Source organism: Rossellomorea sp. NRS-1567 (genome assembly GCF_050467885.1).
GTDB lineage: Bacteria > Bacillota > Bacilli > Bacillales > Bacillaceae_B > Rossellomorea > Rossellomorea aquimaris_C.
This window is the reverse complement of sequence record NZ_JBITPL010000014.1, coordinates 280181-295382: the sequence shown is the minus strand read 5'-3', so window position 1 is coordinate 295382 and position 15202 is coordinate 280181. Positions and strand designations below refer to the sequence as shown.

The 15202-nt window shown below is 42.8% G+C and carries 15 protein-coding genes; 4 read left to right on the top strand and 11 right to left on the bottom strand.

The window, feature by feature from the left end; translation table 11 throughout:
• Positions 1-20: 20 nt before the first annotated feature.
• The 4 genes from ACIFOD_RS09360 to ACIFOD_RS09345 form a co-directional block, all read right to left on the bottom strand.
• Positions 21-800 carry an SDR family NAD(P)-dependent oxidoreductase gene (locus ACIFOD_RS09360; protein ID WP_430314398.1) on the bottom strand — a complete coding sequence of 260 codons (780 nt, stop codon included), beginning with the start codon at positions 798-800 and terminating at the stop codon, positions 21-23.
• A 148-nt stretch (positions 801-948) separates the two neighbouring features.
• Positions 949-2733, bottom strand: coding sequence for an acyl-CoA dehydrogenase family protein (locus ACIFOD_RS09355; RefSeq protein WP_397552870.1), 1785 nt, complete (start codon positions 2731-2733; stop codon positions 949-951).
• Positions 2734-2803: 70 nt separating this feature from the next.
• Positions 2804-3982 (bottom strand): acetyl-CoA C-acetyltransferase, encoded by a 1179-nt coding sequence (locus ACIFOD_RS09350; protein ID WP_430314397.1) that lies wholly within the window; start codon positions 3980-3982, stop codon positions 2804-2806.
• Between the two features lie 37 nt (positions 3983-4019).
• Positions 4020-6404, bottom strand: coding sequence for a 3-hydroxyacyl-CoA dehydrogenase NAD-binding domain-containing protein (locus tag ACIFOD_RS09345; protein ID WP_430314396.1), 2385 nt, complete (start codon positions 6402-6404; stop codon positions 4020-4022).
• 367 nt (positions 6405-6771) lie between these two features.
• Between ACIFOD_RS09345 and ACIFOD_RS09340 the strand changes: the two genes are divergently transcribed.
• Together ACIFOD_RS09340 and ACIFOD_RS09335 are read left to right on the top strand one after the other, a co-directional pair.
• Positions 6772-6909 carry a YuzL family protein gene (locus tag ACIFOD_RS09340; protein WP_113969033.1) on the top strand — a complete coding sequence of 46 codons (138 nt, stop codon included), beginning with the start codon at positions 6772-6774 and terminating at the stop codon, positions 6907-6909.
• Positions 6910-7341: 432 nt separating this feature from the next.
• Entirely contained in the window at positions 7342-7968 is a 627-nt protein-coding gene (locus ACIFOD_RS09335; RefSeq protein WP_430314395.1) for a YczE/YyaS/YitT family protein, read from the top strand.
• A 92-nt stretch (positions 7969-8060) separates the two neighbouring features.
• Here ACIFOD_RS09335 and ACIFOD_RS09330 read toward each other — a convergent pair whose 3' ends face one another.
• The 3 genes from ACIFOD_RS09330 to ACIFOD_RS09320 all read right to left on the bottom strand — a co-directional run bounded on the left by ACIFOD_RS09330 (position 8061) and on the right by ACIFOD_RS09320 (position 11204).
• Positions 8061-9524 carry a potassium/proton antiporter gene (locus tag ACIFOD_RS09330; protein WP_430314394.1) on the bottom strand — a complete coding sequence of 488 codons (1464 nt, stop codon included), beginning with the start codon at positions 9522-9524 and terminating at the stop codon, positions 8061-8063.
• A 161-nt stretch (positions 9525-9685) separates the two neighbouring features.
• A complete protein-coding gene (locus ACIFOD_RS09325; protein WP_430314393.1) occupies positions 9686-10201 on the bottom strand; it encodes an N-acetyltransferase family protein in 516 nt (171 codons plus the stop codon).
• Positions 10202-10286: 85 nt separating this feature from the next.
• On the bottom strand, positions 10287-11204 hold the full coding sequence (locus tag ACIFOD_RS09320; RefSeq protein ID WP_430314392.1) for a proline dehydrogenase family protein: 918 nt from the start codon (positions 11202-11204) through the stop codon (positions 10287-10289).
• Between the two features lie 315 nt (positions 11205-11519).
• On the opposite strand from ACIFOD_RS09320, the gene ACIFOD_RS09315 reads away from it, so the two are divergent.
• A complete protein-coding gene (locus ACIFOD_RS09315) occupies positions 11520-11783 on the top strand; it encodes a hypothetical protein (RefSeq protein WP_113969038.1) in 264 nt (87 codons plus the stop codon).
• Positions 11784-11799: 16 nt separating this feature from the next.
• Positions 11800-12147: a spore coat protein gene (locus ACIFOD_RS09310; RefSeq protein WP_430314391.1), complete on the top strand. Its 348-nt coding sequence runs from the start codon at positions 11800-11802 to the stop codon at positions 12145-12147.
• Between the two features lie 118 nt (positions 12148-12265).
• Here the strand turns inward: ACIFOD_RS09310 and ACIFOD_RS09305 are convergent, their stop codons facing one another.
• The 4 genes from ACIFOD_RS09305 to ACIFOD_RS09290 all read right to left on the bottom strand — a co-directional run bounded on the left by ACIFOD_RS09305 (position 12266) and on the right by ACIFOD_RS09290 (position 15202).
• A complete protein-coding gene (locus ACIFOD_RS09305) occupies positions 12266-12532 on the bottom strand; it encodes a DUF2573 family protein (RefSeq protein WP_430314415.1) in 267 nt (88 codons plus the stop codon).
• A gap of 25 nt (positions 12533-12557) precedes the next feature.
• A complete protein-coding gene (gene fhuF, locus ACIFOD_RS09300; protein WP_430314390.1) occupies positions 12558-13202 on the bottom strand; it encodes a siderophore-iron reductase FhuF in 645 nt (214 codons plus the stop codon).
• A gap of 110 nt (positions 13203-13312) precedes the next feature.
• Entirely contained in the window at positions 13313-14131 is an 819-nt protein-coding gene (locus tag ACIFOD_RS09295; RefSeq protein ID WP_044338193.1) for an ABC transporter ATP-binding protein, read from the bottom strand.
• A gap of 15 nt (positions 14132-14146) precedes the next feature.
• Complete coding sequence (locus tag ACIFOD_RS09290; RefSeq protein WP_430314389.1) at positions 14147-15202, bottom strand: FecCD family ABC transporter permease; 1056 nt, start codon at positions 15200-15202, stop codon at positions 14147-14149.

The following is a 15202-nucleotide window of genomic DNA, read 5'->3' as shown; positions in this document are numbered from 1 at the left end:
TCAAACTCATTCACATTCAATTATACCCGTTCTTGGACTTTACGAACAATATTTGTGACCATTTTCCTCGGCATAAAACGGATGGATTGAGTCAGCATTCTGTTTTTAAGACCTGGGATGATAACGGTTTTGTTCTTCATCATCATTTGGTTATACCCCTCTTCTACCACTTCTTCCACGCTCATCACACCAGACTGAAATAGTTTTGAAGACTGCAGGTCAGCTGCATCGCTGAATCCCGTTTTGGTAGCTCCGGGGCAAAAAGCGGTCACTTTCACTCCGTGTGGTCCCCATTCATTTGCCAGAGCTTCTGAGAATGAAAGGACATACGCTTTTGTCGCATAATAAACGGCCATTAATGGACCCGGCTGAAATGCGGCTGTTGAGGCGACATTAAGGATTTGTCCACGTTTCTGATTCACCATTTCTTTTCCAAAATACTTGCTTAGCTCGGTAAGGGCTGTGATATTCACTTGAATCATATCCAGCTCTTTTGAGAGCACTGTTTGTTCGAATTCACCAAATAAACCAAAGCCTGCATTATTGATAAGGATATCAACCTGAATCCCTTTTGCTTTCACTTCCTCATATAACGCTTCAGATGCTCCTGGTTTGGAAAGGTCTGATGGTATGACATATGAGTTTACTCCGTACTTACTCTCTATTTCTTTAGATAGAGTACGAAGCTTCTCCTCACTTCTTGCCACGAGAATCACATCATGGCCGGAACCTGCGAATTTATGACTAAAGTGCAAACCAATACCACTTGAAGCCCCTGTAATTAGAACCGTTTTATTCATCTATAGTAACCACCTTATCTTTAATGTTTAAACACTTAAACGTTTAAGTGTTTAAACATATAATAATTAAGAGTGAAGTGGATGTCAAGTCGAAACATAATAAAGGGACGGACCTCTGATTCAGAGGTCCGTCCCTTAAACTATTCAATTAAACTGTATATTTTTCTGCGTCGATCAGCTTTTCTGATGCAGCACGTTTGACTGCGATCACGTTGATCGGCGTATGGCGGGTGAATTTACGAAGTGCGGACAGCATCATGCGCAGTGTGTCACCCGTTTCAGTTGCTACAAGCGTTTCTTTCGCATGCTGTTCGATTTCGTTGAATGCTTCTTGACAGAAGATTTGTGTGTAAAGAAGTTTTTGCTGAGCTTTCTCTACTCCACCTTTTTGAATCGCTTTTTCTGTTCTAAGAACAACGGACTCCATCGCGTATGCGTTTGAAACGATATCGGCAATGTTCACAAGGATTTCCTGCTCTTTTTCAAGAGCTTTACCGAATTTTTGAGCCGCTAAACCAGATAGCATCAAGCCGATTTTCTTCGCGTTTTTCACAAGGTATTTTTCCTGAGCAAGTGGCTCATCTCCTACTTCTTCAGGCATAAGCATCATTAATTCCTCTTGAAGGGCCTGTGCTTTTTGAAGTAATGGAAGTTCACCTTTCATTGCTTTACGCAGGTACGTGCCAGGAACCAGTAGGCGGTTGATTTCATTTGTTCCTTCGAAAATACGGTTGATACGGGAGTCACGGTACATTCTTTCAATTTCGTATTCCTGCATGAAACCGTATCCTCCGTGAAGTTGAACACCTTCATCGACTACATAATCCAGTACTTCTGTTGCAAAGAATTTATTCAGGGAACACTCAATCGCGTATTCTGCAATCGATTTTGCCACTTCCGTTCCGTTCTTCACTTCTTCATCCGTAAGCTTGCTCATACGATCCTCGAACAATCCTACTGTACGGTAAACGGAGCTTTCTGCTGCGTATAATTTAGACGCCATTGTTGCCAGTTTTTCTTTAGTCAGGTTGAAAGCAGAAATCGGTGTTTTGAATTGCTGACGTTGATTCGTGTATTGTACTGTTACCTCTAATGCACGTTTACTCGCTCCGACAGCACCTACCCCTAATTTGTAACGGCCTATGTTTAAAATGTTGAAGGCAATGATATGACCTTTCCCTTTATCTCCAAGAAGGTTTTCAACTGGAATTTCAGCATCTTCCAAGATTAATGTACGGGTGGATGAGCTTTTGATACCCATTTTCTTCTCTTCAGGACCAGTTGAAACACCAGGGAATTCTTTTTCTACGATGAATGCCGAGAAATGCTCCCCATCGATTTTTGCGTACACAACGAATACATCAGCAAATGCAGAGTTCGTGATCCACTGCTTCTCACCATTTAAAATGTAGTGAGTACCTTCTGCATTCAATTTAGCAGTCGTTTTAGCTCCTAGGGCATCTGAACCTGAACCCGGCTCTGTTAATGCGTAGGCTGCCAGCTTCTCACCGGTCGCCAGTGGAGGAAGGTATTTTTGCTTTTGTTCTTCGTTACCGAATAGAACGATTGGCAGTGAACCGATTCCAACGTGTGCCCCGTGAGAAATGGAGAATCCACCTGCCCGGGACATTTTTTCAGCAATCAGTGCCGAGCTTACTTTATCCAATCCAAGACCGCCGTACTCTTCAGGAACATCTGCACCCAGAAGTCCAAGATCCCCCGCTTCTTTTAACAGGCGAACAGAGTGGTCAAATTCATGGTTCTCCAGATTATCGATGACAGGTACCACTTCATTCAACACGTAATCCTCGGTTGTTTTGGCAATCATTTTTTGTTCATCAGAGTATTCCTCCGGTGTGAAAACTTGCTCACAGCTTACATCTTCAATTAAAAAACTTCCACCCTTGATCAGCTTTTCTGTTTGATTCGCCATTTCGAATCCCCCTAAAAATTATTATTTTGAAGGAGTAGGGGGCCCCGGCATTCGAGGTCCGTCCCTCCTATTAACCTATTAATTCAAAGACGCCGGCTGCGCCCATTCCGCCGCCGATACACATGGTGACGATACCGAATTGCTGGTTTCTGCGTTTCATTTCGTGTACGAGGGAAAGGGTCAGCTTCGCACCTGTACAGCCCAGTGGATGACCAAGAGCGATGGCTCCACCGTTTACGTTCACTTTTTCTTCATCTATTCCCAGCTGACGAATGACTTGGATGGATTGAGAAGCGAATGCTTCGTTCAGCTCAAAAAGTCCGATATCCGAAAGCTCCAACCCTGCCATTTTCAATGCCCGAGGAATCGCTTCGACTGGACCGATTCCCATGATTTCCGGTGGCACTCCTGCTACGGCAAAACTTCTGAATTTCGCCATAGGCTGAAGACCAAGGTTTCCGGCTTTTTCACGATCCATTACCATGACCGCCGCCGCCCCGTCACTTGTTTGCGAAGAGTTCCCTGCTGTTACAGACCCCTTTACATTGAAGGCCGGGCGTAACTTAGCCAGAACTTCCGAGCTTGTTTCAGCACGTACACCTTCGTCTTTTGAAAATTGAAATGATTTCTCGACCAGTTTATTTTCATTGCTTACTGAACGATGAAGCACATCAACCGGTACGATTTCATCGTCGAATTTCCCTTCAGCGATCGCTTTTGCCGCTTTTTGGTGACTTCTTACTGCGAATGCATCCTGATCTTCACGGGATACGCCGAACTTTCTTGCCACCTGCTCAGCCGTGTGCCCCATACTCATGTAGTATTGAGGCGCACTTTCTGCGAGCTTGGCATTTGGACGGACTACGTGACCCATCATGGGAACAAGGCTCATGGATTCAGCCCCGCCTGCAATCGCCGTATCAGAGTGACCAAGCATGATTTTTTCTGCAGCATAAGCAATGGATTGCAATCCCGATGAACAATAACGGTTAATCGTGATGGCCGGTACTGAATCAGGCAGTCCCGCAAGACCACCGATATTTCTTGCCATGTTTAACCCTTGTTCTGCTTCAGGCATCGCGCATCCGATGATCAGATCATCGATATTGCCTTCATAGTTTCCTGCACGTTTGAGGGTTTCTTTAACTACTAGTGCCCCAAGATCATCTGGTCGAACCTGTGCTAATGATCCTTTTCTTGATTTTCCAACTGGTGTTCTTGCACCAGCAACAATGACTGCTTCGCGCATGAAATTCCCCCGCTTTCTAATATGATATAAACGCTGATTAATTGCGTAATGGTTTTCCTTTAACAAGCATGTGCTGCATTCTTTGTTGTGATTTCGGCTGTGCAACAAGACTCAGGAATGCTTCTCTTTCAAGATCCAACAGGTATTGTTCGTCTACTTCTGTGCCGTATGGAACTTTTCCGCCTGCGATCACATAAGCAAGCTTTTTCGCGATCATGAGATCATGTTCTGAAATAAAGCCTGATTGGAGCATGGATTGAGCTCCAAGAAGAAGGGTTGCATATCCCGGTTCACCCACAACGGGTACTTTCTTACGGATCGGAGCTGAGTATCCACCTTCGTACAGGCTTAGTGCAGCCTGCTTTGCATCGTATAACAGATGATCATTGTTGACACTTACTCCATCTGCTTTATTTAAGAAGTTGTTGTCTCTTGCTTCGTCACCAGAAGTGGAAACCTTCGCCATAGCAATCGTTTCGAATACTTTATTGGCTACTTTTTGAAGATCGAATTCCACTCCATTAGGAAGGTTCGCTAAGTGCTTCATATAGAGCTCTTTGTTTCCGCCTCCGCCCGGTATCAATCCGACTCCGACTTCCACTAATCCCATATAGGTTTCCATGGACGCCTGGATGTGTGCAGCCGGTAAGCAGACCTCGCTTCCTCCGCCTAACGTCATGCCGAATGGTGCGGCTACAACTGGTTTCGTTGAATATTTGATCTTCATCATCGCCTGCTGGAAGTGTCTGACGACCATATCGATTTCAAATACGTTGTCATCCTGTGCTTCCATGAGAATCATGGCAAGATTCGCTCCAACACAGAAGTTCTTGCCCTGGTTTCCGATGACGAGTCCTTTGTAATTCTTCTCCACTTCATCCACTGCAAAATTAATCATTTGCGTAATATCCATTCCAATGGCGTTATTTGGGGAATGGAATTCAAGAAGCGCGATTCCGTCACCGATATCAATTAAGCTTGCTCCGGAATTCTTTTTGATCAGCTTCCCTTGCGTCTTAAGCGCCTTTAAGTCGAGTGCTTTCGGGTTTCGCTCTACAATTTGATAGTCTCCATTGTGATAGAAGTAACGCTCTCCATCTTCTTCTTTATAGAAAGTGGGGTGACCTTCAGCAAGCATGTTTTCCACCCACTCAGGTACTTGGAAGCCTTCTTCCTTCATACGGGTTACAGACTTTTCAACTCCGATTGAATCCCATGTTTCAAATGGACCCATTTCCCATCCGAAGCCCCACTTCATGGCCTGGTCGATGGCTACGATATCATCAGCGATTTCACCGTGCAGCTGGGCTGAATAGTTTAAGACCGGGGACATGATATTCCATAGGAGCGTGCCTGCTTGATCTTTCGCATATACAAGTGATTTTATTTTATTTTTTAAGCCTTTTTCATTTTTGGCCATTTCAAGAGAAGCAGTTTTCAGCTTTTGACGTGGCTGATAATCCATCGTTTCAGGATTAAGCTCCAGGATCTCTTTTCCTTGTTTCAGGAAGAAGCCCTGTCCGCTCTTGCTTCCGAGCCAGCCCTTTTCAAGCATCTTCTGCATGAAAGCCGGTACTTCAAACACCTTTTGCTCTTCCCCTTCCACTTGATCGTATACATTCTTCGCTACATGTGCGAATGTATCAAGTCCGACCACATCAAGTGTACGGAAAGTGGCACTTTTCGGTCTTCCGATCGTTGGTCCCGTGATGGAATCAACTTCTCCTACAGAGTAGCCGCCTTTCAGCATTTCTTGAACAGTGATGAGCAATCCATACGTTCCGATGCGGTTTGCGATGAAGTTCGGCGTATCCTTCGCCATCACGACACCCTTACCAAGGATGTCTTCACCAAAAGTCTTCATGAAACTGACTACTTCTGAATCCGTCTTCTTCGTTGGAATCACTTCAAGAAGCTTTAAGTAACGAGGCGGATTGAAGAAATGCGTGCCTAAGAAATTCTTTTGGAAATCTTCGCTTCGCCCTTCTGACATAGCCTCGATTGAAATCCCGGATGTATTTGAACTGATGATGCTACCCGGTTTACGATAGCGCTCCACTTGCTCGAACACTTTCTTCTTGATATCTAAATTCTCGACGACTACTTCAATCACCCAGTCACAATCCCCGATATTCTGAAGATCATCCTCGAAGTTACCTGCTGTAATAAGTGAAGCGTTTTGCTTTGATGTCAATGGCGCAGGTTTTTGTTTGAAGAGCTTTTTTAAAGCGTTTTCACTAAATTGATTACGAAACGCCTTGCTCTCTTCTGTCAGTCCCTTTGCTTTATGTTCGTCGGTTAATTCTCTTGGTACGATATCTAATAACATTGTCGGGATGCCGATATTTGCAAGATGAGCGGCAATTCCTGAACCCATGACTCCTGATCCTAACACTGCGGCTTTCTGAATTCTACGAACCAATGGTATTTCCCCCTTTTACACACTTTGAATGAATACTCATTCATTTTTTACTCAAAAAAAAGACTCGAATGAGTTCCTGTTACATCTAATATATCTGATTTTCTAAAATATCGCAATATTTAAACGGTTAAAAAATCATAAATTCACAAAAAATGCTCTTTTGTTTCCTGAGTAAGTATATAGGCGTTCGTCCGGATTAACATATTCAAATACACCTGCATTCGTGATAAAAGGTTTTAGAAGAAATTCTTCTCTACTACTATATATGAAACAAGCCGTTCATTTGCCATCACTTTTTTTGAGGGACGGACCTACTTTTTCATAATTGTTTATGGATAAGGGAATCTTAGTAATGGAGGTGTTCGATATGGCAAAGCATAAGAAAAATCCTTCAAAGGCTGGAGTAAGTGCTGCAAGTGTGAAGGGTGACGCTGGTCCTACCGTTGATATGGACGGCGGAGGGAAAAGAAACAGTCAAAACAACCAATTTAAGAAGCAACCATAGTAAGTTAGGAAGAAAAGTACCTGATTTTTTTGATCGGGTGCTTTTTTTCGTGGAGTTGATGTGGTGTGGGGGTACGTGGATTAACGTTTCAAGGGGATTATAGGGCTTTGGGAAATTTATCAACCGTTATTTCGATTTATCAACCGTTGTTTCGATTTATCAACCGTTGTTTCATTTTATCAACCGACATTTCAATATATCGACCGTTCGACAAATTTCGCCCTACACACACTCTAATACCCCCAACAACTCTCCCCCAATCTTTTCCCCACCCATACAAAAATTAACTTTGCCTTGTCCCCATTTTTACAGTAAACTAAGAATATAAATTTGAAGTTGTCAGACCTCCTACTTTATCATCATCACCTAAGGTAGCTCGTCTGTTTTTTAAAGTACAGTAATGATAACGTTTACAGAGAAGGAGACTATATAATGAAGCGCAGACTTATGTTTTTTACAATTGGACTTTTTATTTTGACGATGGGGGTTGCCTTGATTATTAAATCCGATTTGGGTGCCTCTGCCTGGGATGCCCTGGCCGTTGGGGAATCGAATATGTTCGGGATTACGGTTGGAACCGCTGTTTTCATAAATGGGATTGTATTGATCGGGCTTAATGCTCTTATTATGAAGAAAAAGCCTGATGTACTGGCTGCGGGAAGTATTCTTGTGATTGGTCTTTTGATTGATTTTTGGTTACTGGTTGTCTTTACTAATTATGCTCCTGAGATGCTGATGAATCAGGTGTTTACCCTTGCTTCAGGGATTTTGACAATGGGACTCGGGATTGCGATTTACTTACAGGCCAAATTCCCCGCAAGCCCGATGGATACACTTATGGTGGCCATCCATACTCGTTTCGGATTAAATCTTCGTAATTCCCGTATCATCAGTGAAGGATTTGCTCTGTCACTGGCATTCCTGTTTAAGGGTGATATTGGAATCGGCACGATCATTGTCACGCTCCTATTAGGATTCGTGGTTCAATATAGCTTCCCGATCTTCGAACAGCTCTTTGAGAGAAAATCAATGGGAAAAGCAGCCGTTTCTGCTGATTAATCAATAATAAAAAAGCAATCTTCCAAGTGGGAGATTGCTTTTTATTTTGTGTCATCTGAATGAGGGCTCGTGCCAGGCTCCAATTGTTCCGTTTACGTGGAACTTAATCCCCCTTTAGAATTCAAGAGCTCATTGATACGCTTTCTCTGACTCTTATTTGCAAGCACATAAAGTGTATCACCCGCATTGATGACGGTGTCTCCCATTGGAGTGATGAGTTCATTGTTTCGGATAACCGCTGAAATCAATGTTTTCTCGGGGAGATTGATGTCCTTGATCGCCTTGTTTGTAATATAGGCGTCGTCGTTAATGAGGATTTCGAGCATTTCATTGTTTGTTTTACCAATTGAAACGAGTTCTATGCTGTGAGCGATAGGGGGTCTTTCTTCTCCGGCAAGCTTAAGATAGTTGGCTAAAGGTGATATCGTCGTTCCTTGGATCAGGGCGGATAGAAGAACAACGAAAAACACGACGTTGAAGATGACTTCATTGTTTTCGATATTGGCTACCATTGGATACGTTGCCAATACGATGGGTACCGCGCCTTTCAAACCAGCCCATGAGATGAAGAACTTTTCTTTAACTGTGAAGTTCTTTGCCAGGGCAAGGCTTAAATAGACTCCCAGTGGTCGCGCCACTACAATCAATAGAATCGAGAGAACAATACCTTGCCACGCAATGCTTGGTAGATGCTGAGGGAATACCAACAAGCCCAGGAGGATAAACATGACGATTTGCATCATCCAGGCAAATCCTTCATTAAAGCGGACAATCGAATGACGATAAGTCAATTCCTGATTTCCGACTACAATCGCCATGATATAGACAGCTAATAGACCGCTCGCTTCCAGTATGCTTGTGAAGGCGTATGTGAAGATAGCCAGTGAGATGGACAGAACAGGATACAAACCGGATGAATCAAGATTGATCCGATTGATGATCCATACAGATGCCCATCCAAGCGCCAGTCCAAGTACCAGCCCCATACCCATTTGCCAAAAAAAGCTTAAAATCAAGGTAGCAGGATTTAATCCGGGAAATTGGATCAATTGTAAAAAAGCTACCGTCAAAAAGATTGCCATCGGGTCGTTACTGCCTGATTCTGCTTCCAGTGTAGAAGAAATTTTCGGTTTGATGTTTTTGTTCCCTAAAACGGAGAAAACCGCTGCAGCGTCCGTTGAACCAACAATAGCCCCAAATAACATCCCTTCCAGCCAGCTTACATCGAGGATGAACTTCGCTGCTACCCCAATCGAAAGTGTGGTCACAATGACTCCAATGGTTGCCAGTGATAATGAAGGTTTATAGACACTTTTCACATTACTCCATTTCGTCTGAAGTCCACCTTCAAACAGGATGATGATCAAAGCAAGTGTTCCGATGAATTGTGTCATTGGAGCATTATCGAAGAAGAAATATGTATTTAATACCATTCCTACGATGATAAATAAAATAAGTGAGGGGACGCCTAATCGTGTGGAGAACTTAGCGGTTACAACACCGACTAAAAGCAAGAGGCCAAGCAGTAAAGTCAAGTTATCAATGGTGATTTCCATTTTATCGCCTCTTATTTCATGAAGATTATTCTCTTTTATTATATAATATTGTGAATTACGTAACAATTAAAAAGCCTTGCTGCGTCTATTATCGAAACATCTGAAAGTATAAACGGATGAACTCCATTTCCCTCAACTTCTGTTCAGAAAGTGAGCGAGAATCAACCAATCTTCTTTTTTCTGCTTAAGGTTTTACCCATGATGATATATTCATGGGGGACATTCGGAAAGAATCCATCACGAAGGGTTTTCCAGTCTTGAGAATGATAAAAGTCAATGGCTGATTGATTATCCTTGCGGGTCGTAAGAAGTGCTCTTTCCTCTCTTCTATTCTGCAATAATATTCCCATCAGTCGTTTAGCCATACCTTTTCCTCTGTAATCGGGATGAACGCCAAGTTCGACCAGCTCCATGCAATTCTCCATCCATTCACGATCCCGCTGTAAATGACGGGACAAGAGCTCGTGGTAATATTGCCCTTTTTCAGAGGAATATCCATATACATACCCAGCGACTTCCTCACCCACAATAGCGAGGTATCCTTCAAAATGCGGGTACGTAGAATGACGTTTAAACTGTTGTTCCATGCCGGCAGGATCCACCGCAAAGAGCTGGCAATAAAGTTTGATCATTTTCTTGAAATACTTTCCTTCCACGCGAAACGGGACAATTTTCATTGTTCCCTAACCTCCTTCCCATGATTACGAATATACAAATAAGACTCCATGAACATCCATAGAGTCTTAATACTATCTATTATCATTATTTCTTCATGACCCCTTTTAGAACAAAGGCGACATTTGCCGGTCTTTCAGCCAGCCTTCTCATGAAGTATCCGTACCAATCCGTACCGTATGGGACGTATACGCGCATTTTGTAGCCTTCTTTGACCAGCTCATGCTGACGCTCTACACGAATGCCAAAAAGCATTTGAAATTCGAATTGATCACGCGGAATCTTATATTCTTCCACGAGTCTCTTCGTATATTCGATCATCTCATCATCATGGGTGGCGATAGCCGTATAATTTCCATTTAACAGATGAGTTTTAATAATTTTTTTGAAATTATCGTCTACATCCTTCTTCTCAGGAAACGCAACTTCAGGTGATTCTTTATAGGCCCCTTTTACTAGACGCAGGTTGGGGGAATACGCATTCAGATCATCCATATCCTTTTCTGTTCTATATAAATAGGCTTGTATTACCGTGCCGATATTATCATACTCAGACTTTAACCGTTTGAAGATATCAATGGTCTTTCCACAGCGGGAATAGTCTTCCATATCAATGGTCACAAATACGTTTTGTTTGGTTGCTTCATCAAGAATCAACCTCATATTCTTCATGACAATCTCTTCGGAAATATCCAGCCCCATTGATGTCATCTTCAGGGATAATTGAGATTTCAGGTTTTCTTTCCCGATCGCACGAATAGCCTCTACACATTCCAGGGCCATTTCGTTTGCTTCTCGTTCATTGTCCACAAACTCACCTAAATAGTCGATCGTTACAACAAGATTCTGACTATTTAGTTCACGAATAACCTCAACTGCCTGCAGAATATGAGATCCTGCAACGAACCGGCCGGCTCCAAAACGCAGGCCATATTTCTTAGCCAGTTTCGTCATCGGCTTATTTTTTGAAAGGAATAAAAAGAAATTACGCATTGCTTGCTCCATGTTGCTTACCCCCTGAAAAAACATATATATCATACTATGAAACCGTTTTCTTTATTGCTAAAAAAGAAAAAGTTCATACTATTATATATCTACCAACATTTTATCACCTTTTCAACGTTTTGAATATACTTTCAATACGTACTTAGTAGAATATTATCGAAATTTGTAAACACGTGAATAATCATGCTGAGCATTAGGAAAAATAACCTTTGCCCTATGATTATAAAACTTTCTTAATGGGTCGTATACAGGGTAATATTACCTATCGATCATACAAAGAAAGGGTATTCAAAGATTGAAAAGGAGGAAAAGAAAATGCAACAACAACCTCAACAAGGAAGCCAGCCGCAAGCTTATACAGAACCACCGCAAATGCTTACCACGAAGGATTCTTTATATTTAAATGACATGCTTGCATGGAATCTTAATGCCATGAAGAAGTGCCATTTTGCAGCAGCTCACTGTCAGGATACAGAGATTAAAGCTGAGTTGGATAAATGCGGCCAGATGCACCAACGTCACTACCAACAACTTTTAGCACATTTAAATACGACTAACCAAAATCAAAACATGATGTAGAAAGGAATCATCTTACATGAATCAGCAGAATCAGCAAAAAATCCAGAACCCGCAATCACAAGTACCCGAAACACCACAGATGAATGATCGAGACTTTATAACGGATGTGCTGTCTCACGAGAAATACATGACTGCTTCTTACTGTACAGCTCTGAACGAAGCGAGTCATCAAGCGCTATACCAGGATCTACTCACGATTTTTAATGAAACACAAAATGCTCAACGCGAGCTATATAATGAAATGTTCCGCAAAGGCTGGTATAAGCTTGAGGCTGCCGACAGTCAAAAGATTCAACAATCCTATCAGCAGCACCAGCAGTACTCTTCTCAATTCCCTTATGGATATGGCGGTCAGGTTCAATAATTGGACAATTGGAGGCAGACTCGGGTCTGCCTTTTTTTATCTGAAGAGGAAAGGTAAAGCCTCGTCTTCCCCATAAAAAAAGTACCCTCTTCAAAAGGGTACTTTTCAATCCAAATACTTACTCTTCCTTCTTTTTCTGATTCATTTCCGCGCGATGAGCTTCATTCATTTCTTTGATCTCGCCAACGATTCGTTTCATCTCATCCTTGCCTTCAGGATATAACGAATTCCAATGCTTCACGAGTGCAGGCATATTTTTCGCAATGAATGAGTAAAGAGCGTATCGGGTGACCATTTCTTTCTTGTCCGAATCGGTCTCACCTACCAAGAGCTCTGTGTACTTTTCGATCAATGCATCAAATTGTTTGGGAAATTCCTTCATTATCATAAACCTCCTTGTGAATATTGAACTATGTCCTTTTCACTCGACAGGTTTGTGGACATGTTTTACAGCGATACTGTTCCCCATTTTCCAGTCTATAGGAAAAGCAGCACGTTTTGCGAACACGAACGGTTTCCGTTACACCTTCTACATTTACTTTTCCACTATAGTAACGAGCCAATGGATTTTTGTGATACCGTCCGAACCATTGGCTGTTTTCATCGGAAAGCAGCTGGCAGAATTGTTCGTCACGCTGCTTTCTCATTCCTTCAGTCAAAAGAAAATCATCATTCTCGAAAATCCAGAAAATATATACGGCGATATTTTCCCACTGAATGAGATTTGATAGCTTTGTTGCTTTCTTTAACGACTGAATCACTCCATCAAGATGATCCCGAAAGATCGTCTGAATAAATTCCTCCCTTTCCCAGGTGGAAGTAAATTCAGTAACGGATGCATCTTTCACATAAAACTGAGGCATCCATAATCCATTCTTGTCCCCATCCACCAGGATAAGGTTTTCAGGGTTGAGGTTTAATTTCTTATTCCAATACGTCATTGCCATTAATCCCATTGCCGCTATGAAAGCATAGCGTTTCATGAATAAGGACGCTGCTACTTTAAGATCATCTGTTCCGATTGACGAAAGTCTGCCGGATAAATAAGCTTTCATGTCATTCTCCCCTAAGAAAGAACTTGCTTCTTCCCCTTTAAAAGTAGGATCCCACTCTCTATGAAAACGATATTTCTTAAGAGTGTCCCACTGTTCCTGGGTGAGGGCATTCATCCCGTCTCACCGACAGCATTCAGAATGCAGCGGCCTTTACCAAACGGGATGCATAGAGGCGTTCCGAACAATGGATCCCGGGAAACCTGGCAATCCATATCAAATACATTCTTCACCAGCTCACAGCTAATCACATCTTCAGGCTTCCCTTGGGCATAAATTTGTTTATCACGGATGGCGACAATATTATGGGCGTATCGACAGGCTAAATTCAGATCGTGCAGGACCATGACGATGGTTCGCTGCTCTTTCTCGTTGAGTTCGAATAATAAATCAAGAATCTCAATTTGGTGCGTCATATCGAGATAGGTAGTCGGTTCATCCAACAGAATGATGTCTGTGTCTTGTGCTAATGTCAATGCAATCCAAGCACGCTGTCTCTGTCCTCCTGAAAGTTCATCCACTTTCCGGTGCTGCAGTTCCTCCATCTTCGTTGCCTTCAGTGCGTCCTGAACAATTTCTTCATCCTTATGGGACCACTGCTTGAGCCAGGTTTGGTGAGGATAACGACCTTGCTTTACCAGCTGCAGGACGGTCAATCCCTCTGGAGCCGTTGGCGATTGAGGGAGAATGGCCATTTTACGAGCGACTTCTTTCGTTGATAAACGAGAGATTGCTTCCCCATCCAACAGAACCGAACCTTGTTTCGGCTTAAGTAATCTGGCAATGGAACGAAGAAGAGTGGATTTACCGCAGCCATTTCCGCCGATAAAGACAGAAATCTCCCCTTTTGGAATATCAATATTCAGTTCATCAATAATCGTTCGTTCCCCGTAAGATAGAGTTAAATCCTTCGTTTGTAAAATGTCACTCATTAATGGCCAACTCCTTTAAGAATTTCTTGTTTTAAATAATAGATAGATAAAATAAGGTGCTCCGATCGCTGCAGTAAATACACCGGCCGGAACTTCCAGGGGCAGGAATAATGTTCGGCCGATAAGATCTGCCACCATCACGAGAATTCCACCTATAAAAGCGGCAGTCGGAAGTAACGCTCCGAAAGATGATCCTACCATTCTTCTTGCCATATGAGGGGCCATCAAACCTACAAAGCCAATTCCCCCTGCAAAGGCAACCGCTCCACCTACTAAAGCCGTTGACATCAATAGAAGCAAAAAGCGTTGTCTCTGAACGTTCCCTCCAACACTTGTAGCGATTTCTTCCCCAAGTTCCTGAATATTTAATTGACGGGTTATAAAGAAGCTTAACAGGATAAAGACCAGGCTCCACGGAAGCAGGATCCATACGTCCTGCCAATCCGATCCGTTCACGGTACCCGTTATCCAAATATTGGCCTGGCTGGCTCTATATATAGGGCCGAGTATCATAAGAAGTGTTGTCAAAGCTTGTGTCAGAGCTGAAATACCGATTCCAATCAAGACGAGTCTGACAGGAGATACCCCTTTTCGCCAGGCTAAGAAATAGACTAAAAAGGCAATGACTGCTGCCCCTGTAAATGCAGCAACAGGAAGCCATTTAATGCTGACCATCAAGGTATTATCATCGTTGCTGAAAACGGTCAAAAAAGCGACCACAGCTGCTCCTGCACCCCCAGTAATCCCGATGATGTCGGGAGATGCCAAAGGATTTCGGATCATCCCCTGTAAAATCCCCCCTGCAACGGCCAATGCCATCCCGGCGAGCAGAGCAATGATGATCCGCGGAAGTCGAAAAGACGTAACGACAAGCTGTTCTAAGCTTGTTCCGCCTCCAAAGAAGACGCTTACGACCTTCCATGGTGCTATTTTCAAGTCACCTATTCCCGTACTCATAATAAGGACAAGTACAGTGATGACGCCTAATATCATGATTTTCTTCATTGCTGATAGATCAACAAGCATAGAAACCCGGTCCTGAAGCCAGCGTTTCCCCATAAATCTATTCAT

What these genes read in the sequence shown, in the direction of transcription:
- ACIFOD_RS09360 (WP_430314398.1), bottom strand. Translation starts at nt 800, where the DNA reads ATGAATAAAACGGTTCTAATTACAGGGGCTTCAAGTGGTATTGGTTTG.
- ACIFOD_RS09355 (WP_397552870.1), bottom strand. Translation starts at nt 2,733, where the DNA reads ATGGCGAATCAAACAGAAAAGCTGATCAAGGGTGGAAGTTTTTTAATT.
- ACIFOD_RS09350 (WP_430314397.1), bottom strand. Translation starts at nt 3,982, where the DNA reads ATGCGCGAAGCAGTCATTGTTGCTGGTGCAAGAACACCAGTTGGAAAA.
- ACIFOD_RS09340 (WP_113969033.1), top strand. Translation starts at nt 6,772, where the DNA reads ATGGCAAAGCATAAGAAAAATCCTTCAAAGGCTGGAGTAAGTGCTGCA.
- ACIFOD_RS09335 (WP_430314395.1), top strand. Translation starts at nt 7,342, where the DNA reads ATGAAGCGCAGACTTATGTTTTTTACAATTGGACTTTTTATTTTGACG.
- ACIFOD_RS09330 (WP_430314394.1), bottom strand. Translation starts at nt 9,524, where the DNA reads ATGGAAATCACCATTGATAACTTGACTTTACTGCTTGGCCTCTTGCTT.
- ACIFOD_RS09325 (WP_430314393.1), bottom strand. Translation starts at nt 10,201, where the DNA reads ATGAAAATTGTCCCGTTTCGCGTGGAAGGAAAGTATTTCAAGAAAATG.
- ACIFOD_RS09320 (WP_430314392.1), bottom strand. Translation starts at nt 11,204, where the DNA reads ATGGAGCAAGCAATGCGTAATTTCTTTTTATTCCTTTCAAAAAATAAG.
- ACIFOD_RS09315 (WP_113969038.1), top strand. Translation starts at nt 11,520, where the DNA reads ATGCAACAACAACCTCAACAAGGAAGCCAGCCGCAAGCTTATACAGAA.
- ACIFOD_RS09310 (WP_430314391.1), top strand. Translation starts at nt 11,800, where the DNA reads ATGAATCAGCAGAATCAGCAAAAAATCCAGAACCCGCAATCACAAGTA.
- fhuF (WP_430314390.1), bottom strand. Translation starts at nt 13,202, where the DNA reads ATGAAAGCTTATTTATCCGGCAGACTTTCGTCAATCGGAACAGATGAT.
- ACIFOD_RS09295 (WP_044338193.1), bottom strand. Translation starts at nt 14,131, where the DNA reads ATGAGTGACATTTTACAAACGAAGGATTTAACTCTATCTTACGGGGAA.
- ACIFOD_RS09290 (WP_430314389.1), bottom strand. Translation starts at nt 15,202, where the DNA reads ATGAATAGATTTATGGGGAAACGCTGGCTTCAGGACCGGGTTTCTATG.